This window comes from Halorhodospira sp. 9621, from assembly GCF_022228055.1.
Lineage (GTDB): Bacteria > Pseudomonadota > Gammaproteobacteria > Nitrococcales > Halorhodospiraceae > Halorhodospira > Halorhodospira halophila_A.
The window spans coordinates 39059-63934 of record NZ_JAJNRD010000013.1 but is presented as its reverse complement, the minus strand read 5'-3'; the positions used below and the strand labels follow the sequence as shown (position 1 = coordinate 63934).

The window sequence follows — 24876 nt, the reverse complement described above, 5'->3', positions numbered from 1 at the left end:
CCTTGGGCCCCGCGTGGTTCCTAGGCGCCCCCCAGCAACCGGGCGAGTCCGGCGAAACCCTCCTGACCGCACTTGGCCCCGGCCACCTGATTGGCCCGGCGCAGCGCCCGCTCCGGCGCCTGGCCGCGGCTCAGGGCGTCGATCAGCCCGGCATTGAAGCAGTCGCCGGCGCCCACCGTATCCACCACCTGCGCCGGCGGCCAGGCCGGCTCGTGGTGGAGAGTGCCGTCGCCGCGGCGCAGCCAGCCGCCGTCGGCGCCCCAGGCGCAGAAGGCCAGCCCACCGCAGGGCATCCCGGCCAGGAAACCCTCTGGATCGGCGTGGCCCGTGGCCTGCGCGTAGGCGCGGGCGTAGATCGCCACGTCGGCCGCCGCGGCCAGGGCGTGGATCTCCGGGCGGGGCTTCTCGAGTTCCACCGAGATCGGCAGCTGCGGCGCCCGCGCCCGGGCATCCCGAATCATGGCCCGGGTGGCCGCAACATTGCGCCCCTCGAAGTGAAGCCAGTCGACACCGTCCAGGGGCAGCGCAGCGAAGTCCGCGGCGGCAAGCTCAGGGAGATCGCGGTGGTGGACAATGGTCCGCGAGCCGGTGGCACGGCTGACCGTGATGTAGGAGACCGGGGAGCGCGCGCCGGCGCACACCGGCGCATGGCGATAGTCGATGCCGCGCTCGGTCAGTGCTGCAGCGATCCGTGCGGCGTCGGCATCGTCGGCCAGGACGCCGAGCCAGCGGCCGTGGTGACCGAGTTGGGCGAGCACATCCAGGGTATTGGCGGCGTTGCCGCCGCGGGCCACGCGCTGGGCGATGGCCCGCACCTCGTCGTCCTCGGCCGGATAACGTTCGGTGGTATTGATGACGTCGAGGGTGGCGATCCCGACGGCGAGGATCGTCGGCATGATTCGACTCCTTGCGACCGTCTCTCTTGGCGGCTGACCCAGCGGCAGGGCACGGGCGGGATCAGTCGCTGCCCTGCTCCGGATCGCGCCCAAGCAGATCACCGAGCCCGGCGAAGGGCGTGTGCGTCGCCTGGGGAGCGGCGCCGCGCCCCTTCTTGCGCGGTGCTTCCGGGCCGGTGGCCGGACCGATCTCGCGCTGATGCTCGTGGTCGTGGCAATAGAGGCACAGCAGCTCCCAGTTGCTGCCGTCCTCCGGGTTGTGGTCGTGGTTGTGGTCGATGTGGTGGACGGTAAGCTCGCGCACGTTGCGCCGGTCGAACTCGCGCCCGCAACGGCCGCACACCCAGGGGAAGAGCTTCAGCGCCTTCTCCCGGTAGCCGCGCTCGCGCTCGGCGCGCTCCTGCTGGGCCCGGGCGACGATGGCGTCCAGGCGTTTCCCGTCGGACTGCCCCATGGCTGACCTCCCTGATCCGGCTCGATGTACCTGTAGCACCGTCTATGGTAGCCACCCCTCCCCGGCACCGCCACGCCGCCGCGGCGGGCCGGGGCCGTCGGCCGCCCCTGCCGCCCGCGGGGCTCAGCCGGTGATGTAGGGGGTCTGGCGCAGGTAGCGATCCTCGCTCAGCTGATCGAGCAGGAAGGTGGCCACATCGGCTCGGCTCACCGAGCCGGCGCCGGTCTCCCGGTCGGTTCCGGCGCGCCACTGCCCGCGGGCCGGACGGTGGGTCAGCCGCCCCGGGCGAACCACCACCCAGTCGCGGTCGCTGTCGCGCAGGATCCGCTCGAGACGCTCCTTGTCCATCATCAGCTCCTTCATCAGGGTACGAATCAGCAGCCGGAAGACCACCGAGACCTGGGCGTAGCTGTCACCGACCCCCATGGCCGAGATCGCCACCACCCGGGGGACACCCTGCTGTTGCATCGCATCGACGATCACCCGGGTGCCCTCGCTACACAACCGCGGCGGGTTGCGCCGGGTCTGCCCCAGGGCGATGACCGCGCCGTCGCAGTCGTAGAGCGTCCGCCCCACGGCCTCCGGGTCGAGCACGTCGCCAACCACCACCTCGACCCCAGGGAGTTCCGGTACCCGGTCCGCGCTGCGCGCCAGCACCCGACACCGCCATCCGCGCGCCAGGGCCTGGCGCACCGCCTCGGCCCCGACGCCACGGGTCCCACCAAACACCGCAATCTTCATGGACGATTCTCCTCCCCTTCCCGATTCCACTGTGGTACAGTCCACCCGTGTTTGCAGAGGCGCCCCCGAAATTGGCGCCCCAGGTTACCGCCCGACGCTCCTGCGTGATCCCGGCCCGGTACCCTCGAACCGGTCGTGGATCGATCCGCCAAGGCCTTTCCTCGATGTTCCTTTCACTACCGGCGCTTGCGTCGGCGCCTTGGCGTGTCCTGATTCAGGAGTGTCTCTATGACCTTTGATAACCTCGGCCTCTCCCAAGAACTGCTCCGCGCCGTCGCCCAGCAGGGCTACGATCAACCGACCGCCATCCAGGCTCAGGCCATCCCGGCGGTACTCGGCGGCGGCGATGTCATGGCCAGCGCCCAGACCGGCACCGGCAAGACCGCCGCGTTCACCCTGCCGCTGCTCCAGCGCCTGACCGACACCGCTCCGCAGCAGGGCCAGCGCCGCATCCGCGCCCTGGTGCTGACCCCCACCCGCGAGCTGGCGGCGCAGGTCAGCGCCAGCGTGGACACCTACGGCCGCCACCTGCCGCTGCGCTCCACGGAGATCTACGGCGGCGCACCGATGGGCAAGCAGACTGCCGCGCTGCGCCGTGGGGTGGACATCGTGGTTGCGACGCCGGGCCGGCTGATCGACCACCTGGACCGGGGCAACGTGGACCTGCGTCAGGTCGACATGCTGATCCTTGACGAGGCCGACCGCATGCTCGATATGGGCTTCAAGCCGGCCATCGAGCGGATCCTGAAGTCGGTGCCGAACCACCGGCAGACTCTGCTCTTCTCGGCGACGTTCTCCGGCGCCGTGGGCGGCCTGGCGCGCCGTTTCCTCAACGATCCGACGGTCATCGAGACCGGCACCGCCAATGCCGCCGCCGAGGCGGTGGAACAGGGCGCCTACTTTGTGGATGCCGGGCGCAAGCGCGAGCTGCTCACCCAGCTGATCAATGACGGCGACTGGCGCCAGGTGCTGGTCTTCACCCGCACCAAGCGCGGCGCCGACCGCCTGGCCGAGCAGCTGGAGCGCGAGGGCATCCGCTCGCAGTCGATCCACGGCGACAAGAGCCAGGGGCAGCGCGGCCGGGCCCTGGCCGCGTTCAAGCGCAAGTCGGTCCGCGCCCTGGTCGCCACCGATGTGGCCGCCCGCGGGCTGGACATCGCCGGCCTGCCCCACGTGGTCAACTACGATCTGCCCAACAACCCCGAGGACTACATCCACCGCATCGGCCGCACTGGTCGCGGCGGGGACAGCGGGGAGGCCTGGTCGCTGGTCGGCGGCGAGGAGCGCGGCCAATTCAAGGCCATCCAGCGGCTGGTCAAGCGCGAGATCCCGGCGCAGATCGCCCAGGGCTTCGAGCCGGCCCGCCGCGGCGGCGGCAACCCCGGGCGCGGCAACCCGCGCCGCGGTCAGGGCGGGCGTCCCGGGCGCGCCGCCTGACGCCGGCAACCGGCACCCGCAGACCGGGTGAAAGGGGGGTGTCGCCGCGGCGGCACCCCCCCTTTTTTGATCCCCACTACCCAGGCGCTGACCGCTAGGCGTCCTTGACACCCTTGGCGGTGGGCCCCGGGTGCGCCAGCCCTGCCGCCTGATCCAACCGCGGATGACCCTGGCGGAAGGTGTCGCGCAGTCGGCCGCTGCCGTCGTCCTGAGCATCGAGGGCCTGCAGGGTCCCGGTGACCAAGTGGATGGCCGCCAGCACATCGCCGGTGTGGCCGCTCTCCGAAATGGTGTGCATGTTGCGCACCGGGATCCCCAGCGAGGCGGCGGTGCAATCGACGTTGCCGAGCACCCCGGCCATGCCGTCGGTGCCGGTATCGCGACCGCTGACGTCGCGCTGGACAGGGATCTCCTGCTCGCTGGCCACGCGCTGGATCACGGCGTTGAGCTGCTCGCTGGCCACGGCACCGACGGTGTAGGTCACCCCGGCCCCCATGGTCAGCGGCTGGAAGCGCTTGTCCGAAACCCCGGGGGCGGCAACGTAGTCCTGGTCCACGTCCACGGCGATCAGTGCATCCGGGCGCAGCTCGCTGGCCAGTACGCGGCTGCCGAAGCGGCCGATCTCCTCGTAACTGGCGATGGCGAAGAGCATGCGCACGTTGCGAGCGCCGCCGGCCTGGGCGATCTGGTGCGCAGCCTCGGCAGTGGTGAAGCACCCCAGGCCGTTGTCCAGGTAGGCCCCGTAGAAGGTGTCCGGGCTGAACCCACGGCGGATAGGCCGGTTGAGGAGGATCGGGTCACCGGGGCGGACGCCCAGCCCCTCGACCTGCTTCTTCTTGTTCTCGCCGTGGACCTGCAGCTCCAGGTAGAGCTGCTCCTTCTTGACGCCCTTACGCCCGGTGCGGGTCTCCTCGTCGGCGAAGTGGATGGCCCCTAGGGCCTCGATCGTGCCGCCCTCGATGCGCCGGTAAGCACCGGGGTTCTCCGGGGCCTCGCTGAACAGGGTGACCTCGTGGCCGATCAGCGTGCCGGGCAGGAAGGAGTCGCTGTCGATCCAGACCTTGCCGTCGTCGCCGATGCTACGCACCTGCATGCGGATCTTGTCGGCGTGGCCGACCACCATCACCTTGAACAGGTCGTCCCGCCCCGGGTGGGTATCGAGGACGATCCCGGCGTGCCCCTGGAACTGGTGCACGCGCCAGTCGGCAGGCGCGAACGAGTCGAAGTACGGCTTGAGCACCCCGTAGGTCATGGCCCCTTCGAGGCCAACGGGGCTGGGCGCGGCGAGGACGTCGCGCATGCGCTGGAACTGCTCTTCGGGCATGGACTGGGTCCACGGCTTGCTGGACTGGGACATGGGCCTCCTCTCGCGTGTGGCTATCGGATTGCGTGATACTGGTCGCCAGGCTCACACCATAGCGCAGCTCAAGCCGTGGCATCGAACCGCAGATACGCCAGTGCCGGACTCGACGTCGGCACCTCCGGGTGCCGGGCGGCGGTGGTCGACCACCAGGGCGGGGTACTCAGCCGCGCCCGGGCCGAGTGGCCGGACGGCGTCATGCCCGCCGATCCGGAGACCTGGTGGGTGGTCGCCCGCTCGGCCCTGGCCCGGGCCGTGGCCGAGACGCGGCGACCGGTCGGCCGGGTGGCCGTGGACGGCACGTCCGGCACCGTTGTCTGGACCGCCACCGATGGCACGCCACTGACCCGCGCTATGCGCTACAACGAGCCTGCCGCCGGCACCTGGGCGGCGGTGGTCGCCCACCAGGCGCCGGCGACGAGCGGCGCCCACGGCAGCAGCTCCGGCCTGGCCCGCGCCCTGCACCTGGCCGCGCTCTACGGGTTGCGCGGCCCGTGCCAGCTGCTGACCCAGACCGACTGGATCGCCGGGCGGCTGTGCGGGCGTTTCGACTGCACCGACGAGAACAACGCCCTGAAGCTGGGTTACGATCCGGTCAGCCGGTGCTGGCCGGACTGGCTACAGAGGGTACCCCTGCCCGACGACTGCTTGCCCGCCGCTTTCGAACCGGGCACCGCCATCGGCACGATCCGCGCCGAGGTGGCCCGGGCCACGTACCTGCGCGACGATTGCCAGATCGTCGCCGGCACCACCGACTCCATCGCCGGTTTCCTGGCCACCGGCGCCCGCGTCGGCGGAGAGGCTGTCACTTCGCTGGGCACGACGCTGGCCCTGAAACAGGTGAGCCGCCAGCCGGTCTTCGCCCCGGAACACGGGGTCTACAGCCACCGCCTCGGCGATCAGTTCCTCGCCGGTGGTGCCTCGAACTGCGGCGCTGGCATCCTGACTCGCTACTTCAGCGAAGCGGAGCTAGAGGCCCTGAGCGCCCGGCTTGACCCGGACCACGACACCGGCCTGGACTACTACCCGTTGCCAGCCGTCGGCGAGCGCTTCCCCTACGCCGACCCGCAGCTGCAACCGCGACTGGAACCCCGTCCCGAAGACCCGGTCCGCTTCCTCCAAGGGCTGATGGAGGGCGTCGCCGCCGTGGAAGCCGAGGGTTATCGCCGACTGCAGGAGCTAGGCGCACCGGCGCTGGAGCGCGTGATCACGGTGGGCGGCGGCGCCGCCAACCCGGCCTGGACGCGGATCCGCAGCCGCTACCTGGGCGTGCCCGTCAGCGCTGCCGAGGAGGCTGAGGCCGCCGTGGGCGCGGCCCGGCTGGCCGGCGGGCTGATCGACACCTAGCTGGAATACCCGCCCTGTCGACGACGCCCGGCCGGCTCCAGGCTGCCGTCCGTGAAGGCGCTCGGGTAACGGCGCAGCACCTCGGGGCCGTACTCCCGGGCGCGTCGCTCGTCGTCCCGCTTGCGGTACGGATCGAACACCCGCCCCGGCGGCAGCGGCTTGCGCGGGTCCATGTACCAGCAGTAGAAGTCCCACTCCTCCTGCAGCCGCCCCAACGGCACACTGAGGTGATTGTCCGGGCGGAGGGCGCTGAACCCGCCGAAATGACCGCCGTAGGACCCCGGACTGTACTCGGGGATGACCTGTAGCTCCTGCCAGGGCACCTCGATGTATTCGCCTTCACCAACCGGCGGGAGGGAGACGGTCTGGTTGCGACGATCGAAGGTCACCGTGTGCGGGGGCCGCTTGCCCCGGCGCATGCGGATATAGCTGCGCAACTGGCGCAGGGCGATGGCCAGGGCATACGCCGGCAGGAAGGCCAGCAGCAGGGAGAGGAGAGCAAGGGCGCCGGTCAACACGGCAAAACCAGACGGATACTCTATAAAGGTGCCGTGCACCGAAATCGCTGATCCTGCCACGAGCAAAAGCAGATAGGAGCCACCCGCGACAAGCGGAGAGAAAACCACATCGCCCGAATCACACTTACAAGCTATCTCGATGCGACTGTCATCTGCCCTAGCCGAGGCAGGAGCTTGTTGTAGTGTCCAGTCTATTATTGGCCAAGAGGGCAAACGGCCCAGATCCTTGGCCAGCCAGGGCCTTAAGGCCGAACGGCGGGCCAGCCAGCGACTGATCAACGGCGGCCGGTAGAATGTCAGTGCCATCGAGCCCTCCCTGTCACGCCCCCGTCCCCTGATCGCCCGCCGCCCGGGTAAGTACCTCCTCCACGGTGAGGGCACGGGCAAGCACCGCGGCCTCGGCCCGGCCGTGCCAGGCGGGTACCGGCACCCGGGCCACCCAGTAGCGAGGTGTCCCGTCCGCCTCGGGCTCCGGCAGGGAGTCGTCACCACCACCACCGGCCGCCGGCGCCACCCGCTGGCGGACGAGGAAATACAGCTCGCCGCGCCACCCCGCCGGGACCGACACCTGGTCCCAGGAGAGCGTCAGGCTCAGGGCGCCCGGCGCCCCCAGGGGCTCCGCCTCAAGGAAGGCGGGCGGCAGCGGGGTGAGCTCTCCGCCAGCGCCGCTCTCGGGACAGCGCAGGACCCGGCACTCCAGGCGGTCCCGCCGCCAGACCACCCCCTCCAGGGTCAGGCGGACCTGACGCAGGCCACCGCGACCGCCCAGCTGCTGGCTGTACTCGGCGGCCACCCGCAGCGGCGGCCGGTGCAGGACCCGCTGCCACCAGGCAGCCACGGCCGGCCAGTCGTCCCAGCTGCCGACTTCGGCGGGCCGCCGGGGCTGCGGCCCGGCCTCCACCGCCCGGGCGACCCAGGCCCACCCCGGATCTCCGGCCGATGCCCCCAGCCGCTGCCGTGCCGATGCGGTGAAGGGGCCATTGCGACAGAAGTCCGCAAACCGGGCGTCGGTTAAAAGTGAAGCCATCCCGGAAAGAGCAATACCAGCCACAAGGAAAGCTGCGCCTAGAACACCACCACTTGAAAGCCAGAAAATCCCGGCTGCGCTATACATCATCCCGGCGATAAGCCATGTGCGACCAGCCATCTGGTCATCCCGTCCGTACCGTCCTGAAGCCGCTCCCCAGGCATACGCCGCACTCGCAAAGGCTGCCGTCCTGCCGAACCAATTGACCCGGGACGCAAGCCGCTCCATGCGCGCGTACCGCGGGTCCCCCAACGGGATCCGCGGCTTCAGATAGGCCAACCGGGTCTGGGCCAGGAGCTCGGCCAGGGTCAGGGAGGAGGCTACGGCCCCGGCGATGTGGTACCAGTCCTCGGTGCGGGTCTGGCGCACGGCCTGGCCGATGTTGATCAGCTCCAGGGCGCCGAAGACGCTGCGCAGTGCGTGGCCGCCGGAGCTTGTGGAGAGGCGTTCGGCCAGGTCGGCCAGGCGTCCCTCCGGCATGCGGGTGGAACGCAGCTCGCGGACGCGGACCTCCTCCTCGATGCGCAACTCGGCGGCGCGCGGGCTGCCGAGGATCTGTAGCGGGCCATGGCCAGCATCGGCGGTGACGGCGTGGTAGTCCGGGGTGCCTGCGGCAAGGATGCGGAAGCGCCGCTCGTGGCCCTGGTGCTCGATGCGCAGGGTCCGGGTCTCGCCACCTGCTGGCGCCCCGGCCCGGCGCTGGAGCTCGGCGAGCGGGACGCCATCAAGGTCGGGTGCCGGGTAGCTGACCGTGGTCACTTCCAGCCCGGCCAGCAGGGACAAGCCGGGCAGCTCGCGGAAGCGCCGGGTGATGCGCAGCACGTGCTCAAGGGCGTCCCCCTGGTAGGTCACCGGCTCGGCAAAGGTGCTCAGCAGCAGGTACAGGACCTCCGCCGCATCGTCGGCGGTCACCGCACGGCGCTGCTCAGCCAGGTCGCAGCAACGCTCCCCCGCCTGGAGCCGCCGCGGAGCCCGGGCGAGCTGGATTTCCAGATCCCGGGTCGGGCGCGGCAAACCCGACCCCCGTGCCCCGGCGCCCAAGGCCAGGGGCTCCGCCGGCAGCAGGCGCGCCGCCACCCGGGCCAGCCCGGCCGGCTCGCCCTCGGCAGCGAGGACGGTGCGCAACAGGGCACGGGCCTGCTCCAGGTCGGCGGTGTCCGCCTCGCCCTCGGCCTCCGGGGTATCGCCGATGTGGCCGTCGGCTGCGTCTGCCGGCACCGCCAGCTCATGGAAGTGCACCCCCAGGGCGGCCAGGCCCTCTAGGATCCGCCGCGGGCTGTTGTCGACGTAGTCCGCCAGGGCGTCGGCGTAACGCTGACTGCCGAGCAACGCCAACCGCTGGCGACGTACCCGGCGGAGGGCGGCGCGGAGCTCGCTGCGCTCGGCCACGCCGAGCAACCGTTCGAGAAACTCGCGGTCCGGCGACCGCTCGCCGGGACCCAGGCGCTCCTCTACGAAGGCCAGCCGGAAGGTCCCCGCCGCCACCGCGTGGAGCGACTCGGCCGCCGCCAGCTGCTGCTCATCCACCTCGGGCGTCGCCCCGGCGGCCAGACGCTCCGGGTCGGTGCCGGTCTGCAGCCCGACGACCAGGGCCTCGAGATGATCCGCCAGCGCCGCCTGCTCGCGGGCCAGCCGACGCGCCTCACCCAGGGGATCGTCGAGGTAGAGCACCGCCAGGCCGTCGTCGGCGTAGGGGCTGAGGTCCTCGCGCACCGGTTCGGACTCCCCCTCCTCGGCCTCGGCGTCGCAGAAGGCGCCGCTCGCACCGATCCGCCCCGAATCGCCGGGCCCGGTGTCGGCCCTATCGGCAGGATCGATCGGGAAGAAGCGGTCCTCGGCGGGCGGCTCGGCATCCGGCGGCGCTGCGTCGTGGGCACCGGCACGGGGGTCATCAGGGGCAAGCCCACCGGCGGCCGCTACCCGCGCCCAGGGCAGCTGCACGGCCGAGAACAGCCCCTCCAGACTCACCGGTGCGCCCCCGACGCGCATCGGCAGCAGCAGCACCGGCCGCCCCTCGCCGCCCGGGCGCCGCACGTCGCCGCGCTCGTAGGCCAGGTTGACCTCGTGGAGGCGCCCGCGGGGATGGACGTAGCACTCGCGCCACAGGTACCGCCGGCCGCCCTCCCGGCGGAACAGGTAGAGCCAGCCGCCGAAGCCGAAACCGGCGTCCCGGTGGCTCAGCTCGGCGTTGCGGGCAAAGCGCACCAGGGTGGGCATCAGGACCGTAGGCGGCGAGGCGGCGGCCTCCGCCTCGTCCTCCGGGAGCCAGACCGGCTGCTCGGCCCCACGGGTGAGGGGGATCTTGCAGAACCCGTGGTGCCGGTCGGCGTCGATCAGGCTCAGCCTCAGCGCACCGGGGCCCTCCGGGAGCTCCTCGATCCGCGCCACCCACCCCTCGCCGTCGTGGACGCTCCAGCGCAGGGCCCGACTGCGGAACCAGTCGTCCTGCTCGGGCTCGGCCACCACCTCCCCGGGCAGAGGGGCATCGGGTCCGCCGCAGATGTCGACGCGCGTCTGCGGCCGGGGGTGGGAGGCCGGGGCCGGGTCGCCGCCGGCCAGGGTGCTCGGCGGCAGCTGCTCCTGAAGCAGCGGGGCCGGCGGGGTGTTCTCGTGATTGGCTACCATCGGGTCGAGGGCCCGGGCCACCGGCATACCTTCGACGAAGACATCCGGCGAGCCGCTACCGGGGAGGAAGGTGGCCGGCCCGGTGATCGTCCCGGAGACGGTGCCCCCTTTATCGCCGCCCTCGTCACCGCGGGAGCGCGCGAACTGCGAGCCCTCGGTACAAACCGGGTGCCCCTCGACGAAGACCGTGCCGGCGGTGGCCGCGGCGTCGCGAGACTCGGCGACGTTGAGATAGGGGATCGACACCGTCGAGCTGCCCACCGTAGTGCGGCAGACGTCGGTGGTCAGCAACTCGCCGCCCGAGCCGGCGTGCACCAGGGTGCGGCCATTGGCGGTGACCGTGGGCCGGCTCATGCGGATGCCTCCCCGCGCGACCCGCCAGCCTCTCCCCCACCTTCGCCGGGTCGTCGCAGTTCCAGGGCGCCGGCAACTCCGCCGCCCACGGCCGTGAGGAGAACCCGCTGCGGGCCTGACGCGACGCGCAACAGACCGGCCGCCGCCACCAGCTGCAGGGGCAGCGTGGCGGCCCCGGCGAAGCCCAGGGCCCGCCAGACGAGGTGGCGCGCCGCGACGGGCTCCCGGCGCAGAGCGGGCACTAGGCGGCGCGCGTTCGCCCAGGCGTGGCGTTCGGCCGGGGTCCGGCCGAATCCGTGGAGCTCGGCCCGGTCGCCGCCCTCCTCCGCCTCCGGCACCGCCGTCTGGAGCACCCGTTGCCAGGCTCCCGGCTGCTCCGGCGGACCGCCCAGGGCAAAACGCCGGAGCCGCACATCTGCCGCCCCGGCCCCGCGGTCACCGTGCAGTAGCAGGAAGGCGGCACCATCCGCGGCCGCCGGCCCGTCGACGGCAGGGAGACACTGGCGACGGACCCTTGGGTCGGCGCAGGCGGCCGGGGCGGCACAGGCATCCAAGCCACCGATCAGGATGCTTGTCAGGCGGCGCTCGACCACCGCCTGAACGGCGCGGTGAAGCAGCTGCAGGGGCGCCATCGCCCCCTGCGGCCGCCACCAGCGGACTCGCCGCAGGGCCGGCACCCGCTCTACCAGCTCCCCGACCAACCGGTCACGCCGTGCCCAGCACGCCCCGGGCCGGTGCGGGCCCGGCGGCAGGAGCACTGCCGCCGCGGGCTCCGCTGTCGCCAGCCGTTCGCGGAGCCGGGCCGCGCTGTCGCCGAGCAGGCGCTCCATCCGTGCCGCGTAGCCATCGCCCTCCCGGGCCGGATCGCTGAACACCGGGATTGGCTCCTGCGGCGCCTCGCCGAGGACCTCGGGCTGCGCGATGCGGTGGCCATCAACCACCGCGCAGGCCAGGGTGGCGGGATCGGCGCCGGCGGCGTGCTGGACAGCCAGCGGCTGGACGAACACGGCAGCGGGCGTGGTACGGCTCATCGCTCACCCCTTTCCAGGCCACCAGTGTCCACGCGCAGCGCCCAGCCCGGCCCCGGCGATGGCTCCGCCAGCCAGCCCCGCCAGACGACCCACACCCGGGCAGCATCGGCGTCGATGCCCAGGGTGTCGGCGTGCACCGGTACCCGCCGCCCACGCCCGGGCCGGCACAGGGTGACCTGCGGGCCACCGCCGGGCAGCCGCCAGGTGACGGTGCGCTCCGGCTCCGCATCCGGGATCACCCCCTGCAGACGGATGCGCTCACCGCCCTGCAGTGGGGCAGCGATGCGCTGATCCGCAGGGGCGGCGTTCCAGGCATCGGGATGCGGTAGGCGCCGGTAGCGCAGCCGGCCCTGCCGGTAGGCCTCGGCGTCCAGCTGGCCGAAGCGCCGGGCCCGGGGGGCCCAGGCGGCGGCCAGCGGGCCGAAACCAGCCGGGGCCCCGCGCCGGGTCGCGCGCTGACCATCCCACAGCAACCGGGGCTGCGGCCCGGCGGCGGCACCCAGCCACACGGTCCGGTGCCCCCGCCCGACCGGATTGCGGGCATAGCGCCGATGCCGGGGCCCACCCGGTGGCCCGCCGTAGGCCAACTCGTAGGTGAGCGGCACCGGGAGCTCCAGGGGCCGGGGCGGGCTGGACCCGCGCGGCGCCCGCTCGCCGACGGCCCAGACCCGCTTGGGCGCCAGGCAGGGCCGGCCGCCGGCGTCCTCGACGCTCAGGCAGGCCGTCGCGCAGTCCTGGCCCGGCGGCGGCTGCACGGCACCGTGAAGCAGGCAGTCGCAACCCTGCTTGAAGGGGACGCACTCGGAGGCAGCCACCGGCGCACTGTCGGCGGGATCCCCGGCGTAGCGCTCGGCGGGCTCCAGCGCCGGTGGTGCATCGTCGAGGTGCAGCGCGCCGGCCGCCCCACCGCGGAAGAAGCCGGCCTTGACCGCCACCACGATCCCCGGGCGCCCAGCGGCGTCGAGGTCCGCCCAGGCGCGCGCGTCCAGCGGCCCCTGCACCGAAACGGACAGCATCGGCGCAGGCCTCAGTTGATGGCGACGCGTGCCCCGCGGATGCGGTACTCGCCGCGGGCCCGGGTCTCTACCGCCTCGGCGTCGATGCGGACGGTGCCGTCGGCACCGAGTTCCAGCTCGGCGCCGGCCACCTCCAGGCGGATGCCGCCGTGCCCGCCGCGCAGCAGGTAGCTGCCGTCGGGGCGCCGCTCGAGCGCGGCGCGGGGCGGCTCGTCAGCGTCGGCGAGGGCATGGACTAGGTAGAGTCCCCGATCGGCCGGATCGAGCAGCGCCACCACCCGGTCGCCGGGCTTGAGCGAGGCCAGCTCGCGGGCGTGGCCGGCCACCGGCCATTCGCTGATCCCCTCCGGGGTGTCGACGGCCACGCGGGTGGCCCGGCCCTGCGGCGTGGTGGTGAGAACCTCCGCCCAGCAGGCGGCGGTGGCGGCGTACAGCCCCACATTGGCGGGGCCAAGGACCGGTTCATCTTCCATGACGAACGTTCTCCTGTGCTATCCCATCCCTGGTTGCAAGCTTTACGGAACACCCACCGCCCGTGCGCCGTCAACAGTGCAAAACGTAAGGATTCTCCCCGGGCGGTAGACCCACCTCCCGACAGGAGGCAGACTCTCGTCCGGCGAGCCGCGACCCACGACTGCCCGGAGCCCCGCCATGAGCGACCGCAATAGCGAACTGATCCGCCGCGACCTGAACGTCCTGTTCCACCCGACCACGCAGATGAAGGACCACCACGACGGCCTGCCCCTGATTCCGGTGGAGGAAGGCCGCGGGGCGTGGCTTAAGGACCGCGACGGCAAGTGGTACCTGGACGCCATCAGCTCCTGGTGGGTGAACCTGTTCGGGCACTGCAACCCGCGCATCAACGAGGCCGTCCGCGGCCAACTCGAGCGGCTTGAGCACGTGATCCTGGCCGGCTGCTCCCACGAACCGGCGGTGCAGCTGGCCGAGCGGCTGGTAGAGCTCAGCCCCAAGGGACTCGAGCGGGTCTTCTTCACCGACAACGGCTCCTCGAGCATCGAGGTGGCCCTGAAGATGAGCCACCACTACTGGCGCAACACCGGGCACCCGGAGAAGACGCGCTACATCAACCTCTCCAACAGCTACCACGGCGACACCATCGGCGCGCTGAGCGTCGGCGACGTGGGCGTGTTCAAGGACGCGTACGAGCCACTGCTCATGGAGCCGATCACGGTGCCGTCACCGGACTGTTTCCACCGCGAGCCCGGCACCAGCTGGGCGGAGCACTCCGAGCAGATGTTCGTCCACATGGAGGCAGCCCTCCAGGAGCACGGCCACGAGACGGCGGCGGTGATCCTCGAGCCCCTGGTCCAGGGGGCCGGTGGCATGCGCATGTACGACCCGGTCTATCTGCAGCGGCTGCGCGAGGCGTGCGACCGCCACGGGGTGCACCTGATCGCCGACGAGATCGCCACCGGCTTCGGCCGCACCGGGACCCTGTTCGCCTGCGAGCAGGCGGGCATCGCGCCGGATTTCATGTGCGTCTCCAAGGGCATCACCGGGGGTTACCTGCCCCTGGCCGCGGTCCTGCTCACCGAGCCGGTCTACCAGGCGTTCTTCGACGACTTCACCCGGCTCACCGGCTTCCTGCACTCGCACAGCTACACCGGCAACCCGCTGGCCTGCGCCGCGGCCCTGGCCACGCTGGGGATCTTCGACAGCGACGATGTCCTCGCCCGCAACCGCGAGACGGCACAGCGCATGGCCGAGGCCGCCGCGCCCCTGGCCGGGCACCCGCACGTCGGCGAGGTGCGCCAGCAGGGCATGATCCTGGCCATGGAGATGGTCCGGGATCCGGGCCTGAAGACCCCCTTCCCTTGGCAGGAGCGCCGGGGCCTGATCGCCTACCGCCATGCGCTGGAGCGCGGCGTGCTGATGCGCCCGATCGGCAACGTCCTCTACTGGATGCCGCCCTACGTGATCGAGCCCGACGAGATCGCACTGCTTGGCGAAGTGGCCGCCGAGGCCATCGACCGGGCCACCCGCGACTAGCCGCCTGCTGCCCGGTCACCGGGCAGCCCCGAGCACGGAGACCCCGTCATGCCGCGCCTCTACATCGCCCAGCCCTTGGCGGCCGACAGCGTCATCGAGCTGACCGCCGACGCCGCCGCCCACGCCCGGGCGCTACGCTTGCGCCCTGGCGATACCGTGACCCTGTTCAACGGCAACGGCGGGGAGCACGCGAGCGAGGTGGTGGCCGTGGAGCGCCGGCGGGTGACGGTGCACGTCGGCGCCCACCAGCCCACCGAACGCGAGCTGCCGGCACCGGTGCAGCTCCTGCAGGCCGTGGGCAAAGGCGAGCGCATGGACACCGCGGTGGAGAAGGCAACCGAACTGGGCGTGAGCGAGATCGTGCCAGTCATGACCGAGCGCACCGTGGTGCGCCTGAACGATCCGCAGCGGGCGTCCAAGCGCCGGCGGCACTGGGAGGCGGTGGCCCGCGCGGCCTGCGAGCAGTGCGGCCGCAACACCCCACCGCGGGTGACCGAACCGGTCCCGCTGGGCCGGGCCTGGGCGCAGTGCGACGGCTATCCGCTGCGCCTGACCCTGGACCCGCTGGCGGAGCCGCGCCTCAGCGAGTTGACCGGGACGGCGGCGACCTCGCTGCTCATCGGCCCCGAGGGCGGGTTGAGCCCGGCAGAGCTCCAGGCGGCCGAGGCCCACGGGTACCGGCGCGGTCGGGCGGGCCCGCGGGTGCTGCGCACGGAGACCGCTGCGGTGGTCGCCCTCGCCGCGGTAGGCCTGGCCCTCGGCGAGCTCTAGCCGACGCCCGCCGAGGCGGCGCACGCCTGGGCCAGGGCGTCGGCGAGCTGCCCCTCGTCGTAGGGCTTGAGCAGCACTCGGGCGGCACCCAGCCCTGCGGCAGCGAGCCGCTCCTGATCCACGGCCCGCGTGCTCACGGCCACCAGCGTGCCGGCGTCAATGCCGGCCTCGGCCACCAGTCGCTGCAGCACGCCGAGGCCTTCCTCGTGCTGGAGCATCTCCATCTCCAGATCGACGAGCAGCGCCCGAGGCGTACCCGCCGCCACTGCGCGGTGGGCCTCCTCGAGCCCGGCGGCCCCTTCCGGGTCGAAGCCCTGGCGGGCCAGGCGATGCCCGGTGATCCGGCGCATGGTGCGCGAATCGTCGAGAACCAGGACGCGGGGCCGCGCGGAGGCCTCGCCGGCGGGCTGCTCCGGGGCCGACGCACCGGGCATCGGCAGGCGCAGGGTAAAACGGGTGCCGGCGCCCGGTGCGCTCTGCATCTCCAGCGTGCCGCCGAGTTCGTGGACCACGCCGGCCACCTCGTCCATGCCCATGCCGGCGCCCGGCTCACCCTCGGGGTCGAGGGTGGAGACGCCCGGCAGACAGATCAGGCTCAGCGCCTCGTCGTCACTGAGCGCCGCCGTGGGTTCGTTGGGGTCGTAGTCGGAGACCTGGCGCTGCAGCGCCTCGGAATCCAGGCCGGCGCCGTCGTCGCTGACCACCAGCAGCGCCTCGTCCTGGCCGTGGTGCAGGCTCAGGGCGACCCGGCCGACCTCGGGCTTGCCGGCGGCGGCGCGTGCCTCGGGGGGCTCGATGCCGTGGCGCACGGCATTGCGCAGCAGGTGCTCCAGTGCCGGTCCGAGGGCCACCAGGTGACCCTCGGGCAAAGTGCACGACGCCCCCTCGACCATCAGCTCGACGCGGCGCCCGCACTCGCCGGCAGTGGCGTGCACCAGGCGATCGAAGGCGTCGACATGCGGCTCTAGGGTCGCCCTTGCCGGCGCCGGGTCAGGCTCCGGGCTCGAGCCATAGGGCCGGTCGGCGCCCGGGGCCGGATCGTAATCCGGCTGCGGTGCTTGTGGCGCCGCGGGGTCCAACCCCGGCTCGGCCGCTGCCTCGCCGGCAGGACCGGTGGAGGCGTCACCGCCCGCGTCCTCGGCGGATTCGGCCAACTCAGTGGCCAGCGCATCGCCGAGGACCTCCGCGCCGGTACCGCTCTGCAGGCCCCAGGCGTCGGCGGTACTGGCCTGTGCGTCGCCGTCTTCGCCGGCCCAAAGCTCGCTGTAGTCGTAAGCCTGCGCTCCAGCGCTCGCCTCCGCGCCACCGCCTAGGACCTCGCGGCGCAGCACGCCGACGCTGTCGGCCAGCTGCTCAAGGCCGTGGCGCAGGCGCTGCCCGGTCTCAGCCGTGGCGCCGTCGGCCAGGGCGGTGGCCACCTCGCCCTCCAGCTCGTGGCAGCGGCTGAAGAACTCGGTGAGCCCGGCGAAGCGCGCCCCGCCCTTGAGGGTGTGCAGGATGCGCTGGATGGCCAGCCCGGCCTCCGGGTCGCCGGCGCGCCAGCGCTGCAGGGCGGCGCCGATCTGTGACAGCGCCGGCCCCACCTCGGCGTAAAACAGCGCCTGCAGATCGACGTCGCTGCGCACCAGTGCCCGCGCGGCCGACCCCGCCTCGTCCTCGACGGGCGCCGGCATGGCCAGGGTGGCCCCGGGCAGACGCCGGGCGGCGGCCTGGACCTGCGCGACCCGGCCGCTGCCCGGAGCCTCGGTCAGCGGCTGAAGCAACGCCTCGGCCATGCTCGGCTCTGGCAGCCCACCATCGGCGCCCTGCTCGACCAAACGACGCAGCTCGCGGTCGTAGGCGGCGATAGCCCGCTTCTGCACCGGGTCCAGGGTGTCGCCCTGGTCGAGCAGATCGAGCACGGCCAGCGCGCTCCAGCAGACACTGCCGGCGGCGCTGTCGCCCAGGGTGGCCTCCAGCGGCTCAAGGACACCACGCAGCTGCCCCAGCGCCTGGCGCTCATCACCGCGGATCAGCTCCAGGAGCCCGCGCTGGTAGGCCAGGCGACTGGTGCGGACGGCCTCCCCGCCGGCCCCGCCCGAGGCCTCGGGTGCGCCCGGATCGAGGCACTGGCGCAACAGCGCCAGGCTGTCGTAGCGCGGCCCGCCGCGGGCGCGGCGCAGGCCGTCGATGAGGCTGGCCAGTTCCGCAACCGGATCTTCGGCGCGGACGGCGATGCGTTCGATGGCCCGCGGCAGCCGCAGGACGGCGTCCATCAGCGCGGCGCGCAGCGGTTGGGCCTCCACCGCGGCCGTCTCCGGCGCCTGGTAGGCCCGCTCAAGATCGCCGGCGGCGGCACGCAGCTCGGCGCTGAGGTGTTCAAGCTCGCGCACGCCGACGAACAAAAATCCGCCATGCAGGCGCTGGAGCTCACCGTGGAGCGCGGTCAGCGCGCCGGGCTCGTCGCCGACTTCCTGCAGACGCACGGCCGCGGCGCTGACGCTGTCGCGCAGCTCGGGCAGCAGCCGGGTCAGCTCGCGCCGGGGGTCGACGCCGAGGGCCTTGGTTCGTCGCTCATCCATGGGTTGGTTACAATGCCACAAACCACTCAGCTGCCGTGAATCTGCCCATGAGCGCTCGACTCGGCGTCGTGATGGACCCCATCGCCGCCATCCACCCCCGCAAGGACTCCACCCTCGCCCTGATGCTCGAGGCCCAGCGCCGCGGCTACGAGCTCTGGTACTTCCTGGCCACGGACCTCTACGCGGACGGCGGAGCCGCCTGCGGGCGCGGCCGGCCGGCAAAGGTCCGCGACGACGAGCGGGACTGGTACACGCTGGGCGAACCGCGGCCGATGCCCCTGGCCGAACTCGACACCATCCTCATGCGCGAGGATCCGCCGGTGGATGCCGGCTATATCAGCGCCACGCAGCTGCTGTCACTGGCCGAGGCGCAGGGGGTGCGGGTGGTTAATCGACCGGCGGCGCTGCGCGATGCCAACGAGAAGCTCTTCGCCCTGCACTGGCCCCACCTGTGCCCGGCCACCCGTGTGGCCGCCGACCCGACGCAGCTGCGTGCGTTCATCGCCGAGCAGGGCAAAGCGGTGCTCAAACCGCTGGATGCCATGGGGGGGGCCTCGATCTTCGTCCTCGAGGCGGGCGATCCGAACACCAGCGTAGTCCTAGAGACCCTCACCGACGGCGGCCGGCGCTACGCCCTGGCCCAGGAGTACCTGCCCCGCATCGAGGAGGGCGATAAACGGGTACTGGTCTTTGGCGGCGAGCCCTTCCCCCATGCCCTGGCGCGGATCCCGGCGCGGGGCGAGACGCGGGGCAACCTGGCCGCCGGCGGCCGCGGCGAGGCAGCACCGGTCACCGAGCGCGAGCGCGCCGTCTGCGCCGAGCTGGCCCCCACCCTGCGCGAACGCGGCCTGGAACTGGTGGGGCTGGACTTCATCGGCGAGCGGCTGACCGAGATCAACGTCACCAGCCCCACCTGCTTTCGCGAGATCGACGCCCTGTGCGGCGTCAACACCGCCGGCGCCTTCTTCGATCACCTGGAGGGCTCGGCATGACACGCCTGGTTTCCGCGGGCCGCGCCCTGGCGCTGGCGGCCCTGGCCGCCGCCATGGGGCTGGCCGGCTGCGCCGATGAGCCGGATTCGACCCGACTGCAGTTCATCTCCCTGGGCACGGAGGTGGAGATCCATATCCTCGATGCCGGCGACAGCGACGCCGAGGCGGCCGCCAAGGCGGCCCGGGCGGAGATCGACGCCATCAGCGAGGCCTGGGAACCGACTCGCGGCTCGGAGCTCGGGCCGCTCAACGAGCGGCTCGCTGCCGGCGAGGGCATGACCGTCAGCAAGGAGCTGATCGCCATCCTCGAGCGCGCCCGCGAGATGGAGGAGCGCACCGGCGGGCGCTTCAGCCCGGCCATCGGCGGACTCACCGAGCTGTGGGGCTTTTCCGCCCAGGACGGCCCGCTGGCCGAGCCGCCACCGGCCGAGGAGATCGAGGCCTGGGTGGAGCAGGCGCCGCGCATCGCCGACCTGAGCTGGGATGCCGATCGCTACGTGACCAGCAGCAACGACGCGGTGCGCATCGACCTCGGCGGTATCGGTAAGGGGTTTGCCGGCGAGCGCGCCATGGCCGCCCTGCGCGAGCAAGGGGTGCGCACGGCGCTGATCAGCCTCGGCGGCGATCTGATCGCCCTGGGGGCGCCGGCGGATCGGCCTTGGCGGATGGGCGTCCGCGACCCCCGGGCCGGCACGGTGCTCGCCGCCGTCGAGGCGCACGCCGATGAGAGCGTGTTCACCTCCGGCGACTACGAGCGCACCTTCACCCACGAGGACCGCCGCTACCACCATATCCTCGACCCGACCACCGGTTACCCGGCCATGGGCAGCCGCTCGATGACGGTGATCCACGAAGACCCGGTCCACGCCGACGCCGCGGCCACGGCGCTGTTCATCGCCGGCCCCGAGGACTGGCGGGCCCTGGCCGAGGCGCTGGAGATCCGCTATGCGCTGCTCATCGACCGCGAGGGCGTGGTCCGGATGAGCGAGGCCATGGCCGAGCGGGTTGAGTTGCGGGGCGAACCGGAGACGGTCCACGTCGAGTGAGCGAGGCACCAGCCGTGAACGACCCCGCGGTGCAAACGGATGACCGTCTGGGCATGGCGCTGTTCCTCGCCGTGGTGGCCCACGCCCTGGTGATCCTGGGCGTGGGGCTGACCTGGGAGGGCGACGAGCGCCCCCAGGATGCCTCGATGATGGAGGTCACACTGGCCTACGACGAGGCCGAGACCCCCCCGGAGGACGCCGACTACCTGGCCGATCTGGACCAGGACGGCGGGGGCGTGGCTGAGCAGGCGCAGATCCCCTCACCGGTGGCCGGCGAGCCGATCCCCGCCGTGGAAGCCCCCGAGCCGGGCGAACCGGCGGCCGCCCCTGAGGCGCGGGCCGAGTCTCTGATCGACAGCGAGCAGGCCGAGACGCCAACACCGCCCGCCGATGAGCAACCCCGGGCCGAGGAGCGGCCTTCGCTCCAGGATCTGCTCGACAGCCGGCGCCAGGCGGCCGCCGCCGAGGCGGCGGCGCTGCAGCAGCGGCTGAGCCAGCCCCGGGAGCCGACCAAGCGCTTTCTCAACGCCCGCACGCGCTCCCACGAGGCCGCCGCCTACATGGAGGCTTGGACGCGCAAGGTGGAGGCCGTGGGTAATCTCAACTACCCGAGCGAAGCCCGCGAGCGGGGGCTATCCGGGCAACTGATCCTCGAGGTAACGCTGATGCCGGACGGGTCGCTAGAGGACGTGCGCATCATCCAGCCGTCGCGCCACCGGCTGCTCGACGAGGCGGCGGTGCGCATCGTCCGGCTCGGTGCCCCGTACCCGGATGTACCCGAGGAGGTCCTCGAGGGGCAGGACCGCCTGGTGATCACCCGGACCTGGGCATTCATCGAGGGCCGGCGCGTGCGCGCTCAATAACTGCCTTGCCACCCTTGTCCCGGCTGCGCGCGGTGGCCGATACTGGAGCGCATGAGCGAGCAAACCGGACAAGGCGGGGACCAGCTGGGCAGTCAGTTCCTGATCGCTATGCCGGCCCTGGACGACCCGAACTTCGCACAGACCGTGACGCTGCTCTGCGAGCACAGCGAGGACGGGGCGATGGGCATCGTGGTGAACCGACCCACCGAAGTCACCCTCGGCGATCTGTTCCGCCACCTGGAGCTGGAGATCAGCGACGGCTGCCCGCAGGATCAGGTCGTCTACGCCGGTGGACCCGTGCAGCGCGAGCGCGGCTTCGTGCTCCATCCGGCCGGACAGGAGTGGAACGCCACCGCGCCGGTCTGCGAGGGCGTGGCCCTGACCACGTCGCGGGACATCCTCGCCGCCCTGGCGCGGGGCGAGGGCCCGGAGCGCTTCCTGGTGGCGCTGGGTTACGCCGGCTGGGGCGCCGGCCAACTGGAGGAGGAGCTGGCCCAGAACGCCTGGCTCTCCGGCCCCGCCGATGCCCGGGTCATCTTCGACACCGATACCAGCCAGCGCTGGCGCGCCGCGGCCGCGCACCTGGGTGTGGACATCGCCCTGCTCTCCTCGGAAAGCGGGCATGCCTGAGCCGCCCGGCGGCATGCTGATGGGCTTCGACCCCGGTGAGCGGCACATCGGCGTGGCCGTCGGCGAGGCCCTGTTGGGCACCGCCCGCGGCGTGACCACCCTCAGCGCACGCCACGGACAGCCGGACTGGGCGGCAGTCGCCGGGCTGCTTGAGCACTGGGCGCCGGCGGCGCTGGTGGTGGGGCTGCCCAGCCACGCCGACGGCAGCGATGCCGACAGCACCGCCCTGGCCCGGCGCCTGGCCGGCCGCCTGCACGGGCGCTTCGGGCTACCGGTGCATACCATCGACGAGCGCCTCTCCTCGCGTGCCGCGGAGGAGCGGCTCGACCCGCGGCAGCGCCAGCGCGACCCGCAGGCCGTGCACGCCGAGGCTGCCGCGGTCATCCTCGAGACCTTCTTTGCCCAGCAAGGGGTGGCATGACTGACGCCGAGATCGACGTCCCGCAGTTGCTCGACACCGTCGCCGCGGAGATCAACACCGAGCTGGAGCGCCGCGGCATCCGCTCGCCGATCCTGGTGGGCATCCACACCGGCGGCGTGTGGGTGGCCCGCGGGCTGCACGACCGGCTCCTCGCCCGCCCGCCAGTGGGCACCCTGGAGGTCGCCTTCCACCGCGACGACTATGCGACCTCCGGGCTCAAGGCGGCGGTGCAGACCTCCGAGGTTCCAGTGACCCTGGACGGACGTGCTGTGCTGCTGGTCGATGACGTGATCCACACCGGCCGCACCACGCGGGCGGCGCTCAACGCCCTGTTCGACTACGGCCGCCCACAGCAGGTGCTCCTGGCCGTGCTGGTCGACCGCGGTGGACGGGAGCTGCCGGTCCAGCCGGATGTCACCGGGACCCGGCTCGAACTCCCCGGTGGGCAGCGGCTCAAGCTGCGCGGCCCCGAGCCGCTGCGCTTCATGCTGGAAGGAGAGACGCCGTGAGCGTGCAACTCGACCCGCAGGGGCAGCTGCGCCACTTGGTCACCACCGAGGGGCTGCCCCGCGAGCTGCTCACCCGCATTCTGGATACCGCCGAGTCGTTCTCCGGGGTTCTCGGCAAGTCGGTCAAGAAGGTTCCGCTGTTGCGCGGGCGGACCATCATCAACCTCTTCTTCGAGCCGAGCACGCGCACCCGCACGACCTTCGAGCTGGCTGCCCAGCGGCTCTCGGCCGATGTGCTCAACATCGACGTGGCCACCTCCTCCACCAGCAAGGGCGAGAGCCTGCTGGATATGCTGCGCAACCTCGAGGCGATGCAGTGCGACGCCTTTGTGGTCCGCCACGCCGACAGCGGCGCCGCCGAGTTCATCGCGCGCCATGTGGCCCCCGGGGTGGCGGTGATCAACGCCGGCGACGGGCGTCACGCCCACCCTACCCAGGCCCTGCTCGACGCTTTCACCATCCGCCGCGAAAAGGGCCCACTGGAGCCGCTGACCATCGCCATCGTTGGCGATATCCTCCACTCGCGGGTGGCCCGCTCGCAGATCCACGCCCTGCTCGGCCTCGGCGCTGGCGAGGTGCGGGTGATCGGGCCGCGCACGCTGCTCCCGCGGGATATCGGGCGGCTGGGGGTGCGGGTCCACGAGGACATGGATGCCGGGCTCGACGGCGCCGACGTGGTGATGATGCTGCGCCTGCAGCGCGAGCGGATGCGTGGCGCCCTGCTGCCGAGCGAGAGCGAGTTCTTCGCCCGCTACGGGCTGACCGAGCGGCGCCTGGAGCGCACCCACCCGGAGGCCATCGTCATGCACCCCGGCCCGGTCAACCGCGGCGTCGAGCTCGACCCCCAGGTGGCCGACGGGCCGCGCTCGGTGATCCTGCGCCAGGTCACAAACGGCATCGCGGTGCGCATGGCGGTCATGTCCATGGTCCTCGGCGGGCAGGGCGAGATCCCCACCGAACCGATCGAGGAGGCGTCGAGTTGAGCCGCATCCACATCCACGGCGGACACGTCATCGACCCGGCCAGCGGCCTGGACGAGCCGCGCGATGTATTCATCGCCGACGGGCGGATTCTCGCCGTGGGCACGGCGCCGGACGGGTTCGCCGCCGACCGGGCCATCGACGCCACCGGGCAGCTGGTCCTCCCCGGCCTGGTGGACCTGGCCGCGCGGCTGCGCGAGCCCGGCGCCACGCGCAAGGGCGGCATCGTCCCGGAGAGCCGGGCGGCGGCGGCCGGCGGGATCACCACCCTGCTCCTGCCCCCGGACACCCGGCCAGCCATGGACACGCCGTCGGTGGTGGAGCTGGTGCACAGCCGCGCGCAGGTGGCCGATGCCGCCCGCGTGCGGCCGCTCGGGGCGCTGACCCGCGAGCTCGATGGCGAGTACCTGGCCGAGATGGCCGCCCTGCGCGACGCCGGCTGCCCGGCGGTCTGCGACGGCGGCCGCCCCGTCGCCAACACCCTGGTGTTGCGGCGCGCACTGGACTATGCAGCCACCTTCTCGCTGCCGGTCGTCCTCACCCCGGAGGATCCGAGCCTGGCCGACAGCGGCCGCGTCCACGAGGGCGAGACCGCCACCCGGCTGGGGCTGCCCGGGCAGCCGGCGGCGACCGAGACCGCCGCCGTCGGGCGGATCCTGGCCCTCGTCGAGGAGAGCGGCAACCCGGTCCACCTGGGCCGGCTGTCCACGGCGCGCGCCGCCGCCATGGTCGCCGAGGCGCGCCGGGCACAGCTGCCGGTGACCGCCGACGTGGCCATCCACCAGCTGCTGTTCACCGAACAGGACTGCGACGCCTACAACACCGCCGCCCACGTCCGCCCGCCGCTGCGCACCGCGCAGGACCGCGACGGGCTGCGCCGGGCGGTGGCCGAGGGGGCGATCACCGCCATCTGCTCGGACCACCAGCCCCACGACCCTGACGCCAAGATCTGCCCCTTCGCCGACAGCGAACCCGGTGTCAGCGGCGTCGACACCCTGCTCGGGCTGACCCTGCGCCTGGTCGACGAGGGGCTGCTGTCGATCGCCGAGGCGGTCGACCGGGTCACCCTGGGCCCGGCCCGGGCGCTCGGCCTGGAGGCCGGCACCCTGACGCCCGGCGCCGCCGCCGATGTGGCGGTCGTCGATCCGCGACAGACCTGGCGGGTGACCCCCGAGAGCCTGCACAGCCGCGGCCGCAACTCCCTGGTCCTGGGCCAGGAGCTGGCCGGCCGCGCCACCGCCACCCTGGTCGCCGGGCGCATCGTCTATCCCCGCACCCCGTGAACCG

Annotated in this window: 22 protein-coding genes; 12 read left to right on the top strand and 10 right to left on the bottom strand. The window is 72.6% G+C overall.

The genetic code is table 11. The annotated features are described in order from the left end of the window. Positions 1 to 20: 20 nt before the first annotated feature. The 3 genes from LRF89_RS08005 to LRF89_RS07995 form a co-directional block, all read right to left on the bottom strand. Positions 21 to 896, bottom strand: coding sequence for a PfkB family carbohydrate kinase (locus LRF89_RS08005; RefSeq protein WP_201169505.1), 876 nt, complete (start codon positions 894 to 896; stop codon positions 21 to 23). A 61-nt stretch (positions 897 to 957) separates the two neighbouring features. After that, positions 958 to 1350, bottom strand: coding sequence for a YajD family HNH nuclease (locus LRF89_RS08000; RefSeq protein WP_201169506.1), 393 nt, complete (start codon positions 1348 to 1350; stop codon positions 958 to 960). A 123-nt stretch (positions 1351 to 1473) separates the two neighbouring features. Beyond that, positions 1474 to 2091, bottom strand: a complete 618-nt coding sequence (locus LRF89_RS07995) for an NAD(P)-dependent oxidoreductase (RefSeq protein WP_238633360.1) — start codon at positions 2089 to 2091, stop codon at positions 1474 to 1476. 228 nt (positions 2092 to 2319) lie between these two features. Between LRF89_RS07995 and LRF89_RS07990 the strand changes: the two genes are divergently transcribed. Beyond that, complete coding sequence (locus LRF89_RS07990) at positions 2320 to 3528, top strand: DEAD/DEAH box helicase (protein ID WP_201169509.1); 1209 nt, start codon at positions 2320 to 2322, stop codon at positions 3526 to 3528. Between the two features lie 94 nt (positions 3529 to 3622). Here the strand turns inward: LRF89_RS07990 and LRF89_RS07985 are convergent, their stop codons facing one another. Beyond that, positions 3623 to 4885, bottom strand: coding sequence for a M20/M25/M40 family metallo-hydrolase (locus tag LRF89_RS07985; RefSeq protein WP_238634777.1), 1263 nt, complete (start codon positions 4883 to 4885; stop codon positions 3623 to 3625). A gap of 75 nt (positions 4886 to 4960) precedes the next feature. Here LRF89_RS07985 and LRF89_RS07980 point away from each other — a divergent pair, with 75 nt between their 5' ends. After that, the gene (locus tag LRF89_RS07980) at positions 4961 to 6235 is read left to right on the top strand and encodes an FGGY-family carbohydrate kinase (protein ID WP_201169515.1); all 1275 of its coding nucleotides are present in this window, start codon (positions 4961 to 4963) and stop codon (positions 6233 to 6235) included. On the opposite strand, the gene LRF89_RS07975 is transcribed toward LRF89_RS07980, so the two are convergent. The 5 genes from LRF89_RS07975 to LRF89_RS07955 form a co-directional block, all read right to left on the bottom strand. Further along, positions 6232 to 6753 carry a hypothetical protein gene (locus LRF89_RS07975; RefSeq protein ID WP_238636867.1) on the bottom strand — a complete coding sequence of 174 codons (522 nt, stop codon included), beginning with the start codon at positions 6751 to 6753 and terminating at the stop codon, positions 6232 to 6234. The genes LRF89_RS07980 and LRF89_RS07975 overlap by 4 nt on opposite strands. Positions 6754 to 7072: 319 nt before the next feature. Beyond that, on the bottom strand, positions 7073 to 10759 hold the full coding sequence (locus LRF89_RS07970; protein WP_238636866.1) for a PAAR-like domain-containing protein: 3687 nt from the start codon (positions 10757 to 10759) through the stop codon (positions 7073 to 7075). Beyond that, positions 10756 to 11790: a hypothetical protein gene (locus tag LRF89_RS07965; protein ID WP_201169524.1), complete on the bottom strand. Its 1035-nt coding sequence runs from the start codon at positions 11788 to 11790 to the stop codon at positions 10756 to 10758. Before LRF89_RS07965 ends, LRF89_RS07970 begins: the two co-directional genes overlap by 4 nt. After that, positions 11787 to 12806: a DUF2169 domain-containing protein gene (locus LRF89_RS07960; RefSeq protein ID WP_201169527.1), complete on the bottom strand. Its 1020-nt coding sequence runs from the start codon at positions 12804 to 12806 to the stop codon at positions 11787 to 11789. Before LRF89_RS07960 ends, LRF89_RS07965 begins: the two co-directional genes overlap by 4 nt. An 11-nt stretch (positions 12807 to 12817) precedes the next feature. Next, positions 12818 to 13279, bottom strand: coding sequence for a hypothetical protein (locus LRF89_RS07955; RefSeq protein ID WP_238634774.1), 462 nt, complete (start codon positions 13277 to 13279; stop codon positions 12818 to 12820). A gap of 178 nt (positions 13280 to 13457) precedes the next feature. Here LRF89_RS07955 and LRF89_RS07950 point away from each other — a divergent pair, with 178 nt between their 5' ends. Both LRF89_RS07950 and LRF89_RS07945 read left to right on the top strand, forming a co-directional pair. Beyond that, complete coding sequence (locus LRF89_RS07950) at positions 13458 to 14816, top strand: adenosylmethionine--8-amino-7-oxononanoate transaminase (RefSeq protein WP_238636865.1); 1359 nt, start codon at positions 13458 to 13460, stop codon at positions 14814 to 14816. Between the two features lie 48 nt (positions 14817 to 14864). After that, the gene (locus tag LRF89_RS07945; protein ID WP_238634773.1) at positions 14865 to 15587 is read left to right on the top strand and encodes a 16S rRNA (uracil(1498)-N(3))-methyltransferase; all 723 of its coding nucleotides are present in this window, start codon (positions 14865 to 14867) and stop codon (positions 15585 to 15587) included. On the opposite strand, the gene LRF89_RS07940 is transcribed toward LRF89_RS07945, so the two are convergent. After that, entirely contained in the window at positions 15584 to 18148 is a 2565-nt protein-coding gene (locus LRF89_RS07940; protein WP_238636864.1) for an ATP-binding response regulator, read from the bottom strand. The genes LRF89_RS07945 and LRF89_RS07940 overlap by 4 nt on opposite strands. 47 nt (positions 18149 to 18195) lie before the next feature. Here LRF89_RS07940 and gshB point away from each other — a divergent pair, with 47 nt between their 5' ends. Genes gshB through LRF89_RS07900 form a run of 8 tightly spaced genes read left to right on the top strand, consistent with a single transcriptional unit; the run spans position 18196 to position 24872 of the window. Next, positions 18196 to 19140 carry a glutathione synthase gene (gene gshB / locus LRF89_RS07935; RefSeq protein WP_201169538.1) on the top strand — a complete coding sequence of 315 codons (945 nt, stop codon included), beginning with the start codon at positions 18196 to 18198 and terminating at the stop codon, positions 19138 to 19140. Beyond that, positions 19137 to 20186: an FAD:protein FMN transferase gene (locus LRF89_RS07930; protein ID WP_201169540.1), complete on the top strand. Its 1050-nt coding sequence runs from the start codon at positions 19137 to 19139 to the stop codon at positions 20184 to 20186. The genes gshB and LRF89_RS07930 overlap by 4 nt, the downstream gene beginning before the upstream one ends. Continuing rightward, positions 20183 to 21049: an energy transducer TonB gene (locus LRF89_RS13585; protein ID WP_238636863.1), complete on the top strand. Its 867-nt coding sequence runs from the start codon at positions 20183 to 20185 to the stop codon at positions 21047 to 21049. The genes LRF89_RS07930 and LRF89_RS13585 overlap by 4 nt, the downstream gene beginning before the upstream one ends. Before the next feature lie 51 nt (positions 21050 to 21100). After that, positions 21101 to 21679: a YqgE/AlgH family protein gene (locus LRF89_RS07920; RefSeq protein ID WP_201169546.1), complete on the top strand. Its 579-nt coding sequence runs from the start codon at positions 21101 to 21103 to the stop codon at positions 21677 to 21679. After that, a complete protein-coding gene (gene ruvX, locus LRF89_RS07915; RefSeq protein ID WP_201169549.1) occupies positions 21672 to 22100 on the top strand; it encodes a Holliday junction resolvase RuvX in 429 nt (142 codons plus the stop codon). The genes LRF89_RS07920 and ruvX overlap by 8 nt, the downstream gene beginning before the upstream one ends. After that, a complete protein-coding gene (gene pyrR, locus LRF89_RS07910; RefSeq protein WP_201169552.1) occupies positions 22097 to 22609 on the top strand; it encodes a bifunctional pyr operon transcriptional regulator/uracil phosphoribosyltransferase PyrR in 513 nt (170 codons plus the stop codon). Before ruvX ends, pyrR begins: the two co-directional genes overlap by 4 nt. Beyond that, positions 22606 to 23592, top strand: a complete 987-nt coding sequence (locus LRF89_RS07905; RefSeq protein ID WP_201241867.1) for an aspartate carbamoyltransferase catalytic subunit — start codon at positions 22606 to 22608, stop codon at positions 23590 to 23592. Before pyrR ends, LRF89_RS07905 begins: the two co-directional genes overlap by 4 nt. After that, positions 23589 to 24872, top strand: a complete 1284-nt coding sequence (locus tag LRF89_RS07900) for a dihydroorotase (protein WP_201169558.1) — start codon at positions 23589 to 23591, stop codon at positions 24870 to 24872. The genes LRF89_RS07905 and LRF89_RS07900 overlap by 4 nt, the downstream gene beginning before the upstream one ends. The last annotated feature ends 4 nt before the right edge of the window (positions 24873 to 24876 follow it).

Bases quoted from the DNA above. Each gene is read 5' to 3' on its own strand.
- LRF89_RS08005 (WP_201169505.1), bottom strand. From the start codon at position 896: ATGCCGACGATCCTCGCCGTCGGGATCGCCACCCTCGACGTCATCAAT.
- LRF89_RS08000 (WP_201169506.1), bottom strand. From the start codon at position 1,350: ATGGGGCAGTCCGACGGGAAACGCCTGGACGCCATCGTCGCCCGGGCC.
- LRF89_RS07995 (WP_238633360.1), bottom strand. From the start codon at position 2,091: ATGAAGATTGCGGTGTTTGGTGGGACCCGTGGCGTCGGGGCCGAGGCG.
- LRF89_RS07990 (WP_201169509.1), top strand. From the start codon at position 2,320: ATGACCTTTGATAACCTCGGCCTCTCCCAAGAACTGCTCCGCGCCGTC.
- LRF89_RS07985 (WP_238634777.1), bottom strand. From the start codon at position 4,885: ATGTCCCAGTCCAGCAAGCCGTGGACCCAGTCCATGCCCGAAGAGCAG.
- LRF89_RS07970 (WP_238636866.1), bottom strand. From the start codon at position 10,759: ATGAGCCGGCCCACGGTCACCGCCAATGGCCGCACCCTGGTGCACGCC.
- LRF89_RS07965 (WP_201169524.1), bottom strand. From the start codon at position 11,790: ATGAGCCGTACCACGCCCGCTGCCGTGTTCGTCCAGCCGCTGGCTGTC.
- LRF89_RS07960 (WP_201169527.1), bottom strand. From the start codon at position 12,806: ATGCTGTCCGTTTCGGTGCAGGGGCCGCTGGACGCGCGCGCCTGGGCG.
- LRF89_RS07955 (WP_238634774.1), bottom strand. From the start codon at position 13,279: ATGGAAGATGAACCGGTCCTTGGCCCCGCCAATGTGGGGCTGTACGCC.
- LRF89_RS07950 (WP_238636865.1), top strand. From the start codon at position 13,458: ATGAGCGACCGCAATAGCGAACTGATCCGCCGCGACCTGAACGTCCTG.
- LRF89_RS07945 (WP_238634773.1), top strand. From the start codon at position 14,865: ATGCCGCGCCTCTACATCGCCCAGCCCTTGGCGGCCGACAGCGTCATC.
- LRF89_RS07940 (WP_238636864.1), bottom strand. From the start codon at position 18,148: ATGGATGAGCGACGAACCAAGGCCCTCGGCGTCGACCCCCGGCGCGAG.
- gshB (WP_201169538.1), top strand. From the start codon at position 18,196: ATGAGCGCTCGACTCGGCGTCGTGATGGACCCCATCGCCGCCATCCAC.
- LRF89_RS07930 (WP_201169540.1), top strand. From the start codon at position 19,137: ATGACACGCCTGGTTTCCGCGGGCCGCGCCCTGGCGCTGGCGGCCCTG.
- LRF89_RS07920 (WP_201169546.1), top strand. From the start codon at position 21,101: ATGAGCGAGCAAACCGGACAAGGCGGGGACCAGCTGGGCAGTCAGTTC.
- ruvX (WP_201169549.1), top strand. From the start codon at position 21,672: ATGCCTGAGCCGCCCGGCGGCATGCTGATGGGCTTCGACCCCGGTGAG.
- pyrR (WP_201169552.1), top strand. From the start codon at position 22,097: ATGACTGACGCCGAGATCGACGTCCCGCAGTTGCTCGACACCGTCGCC.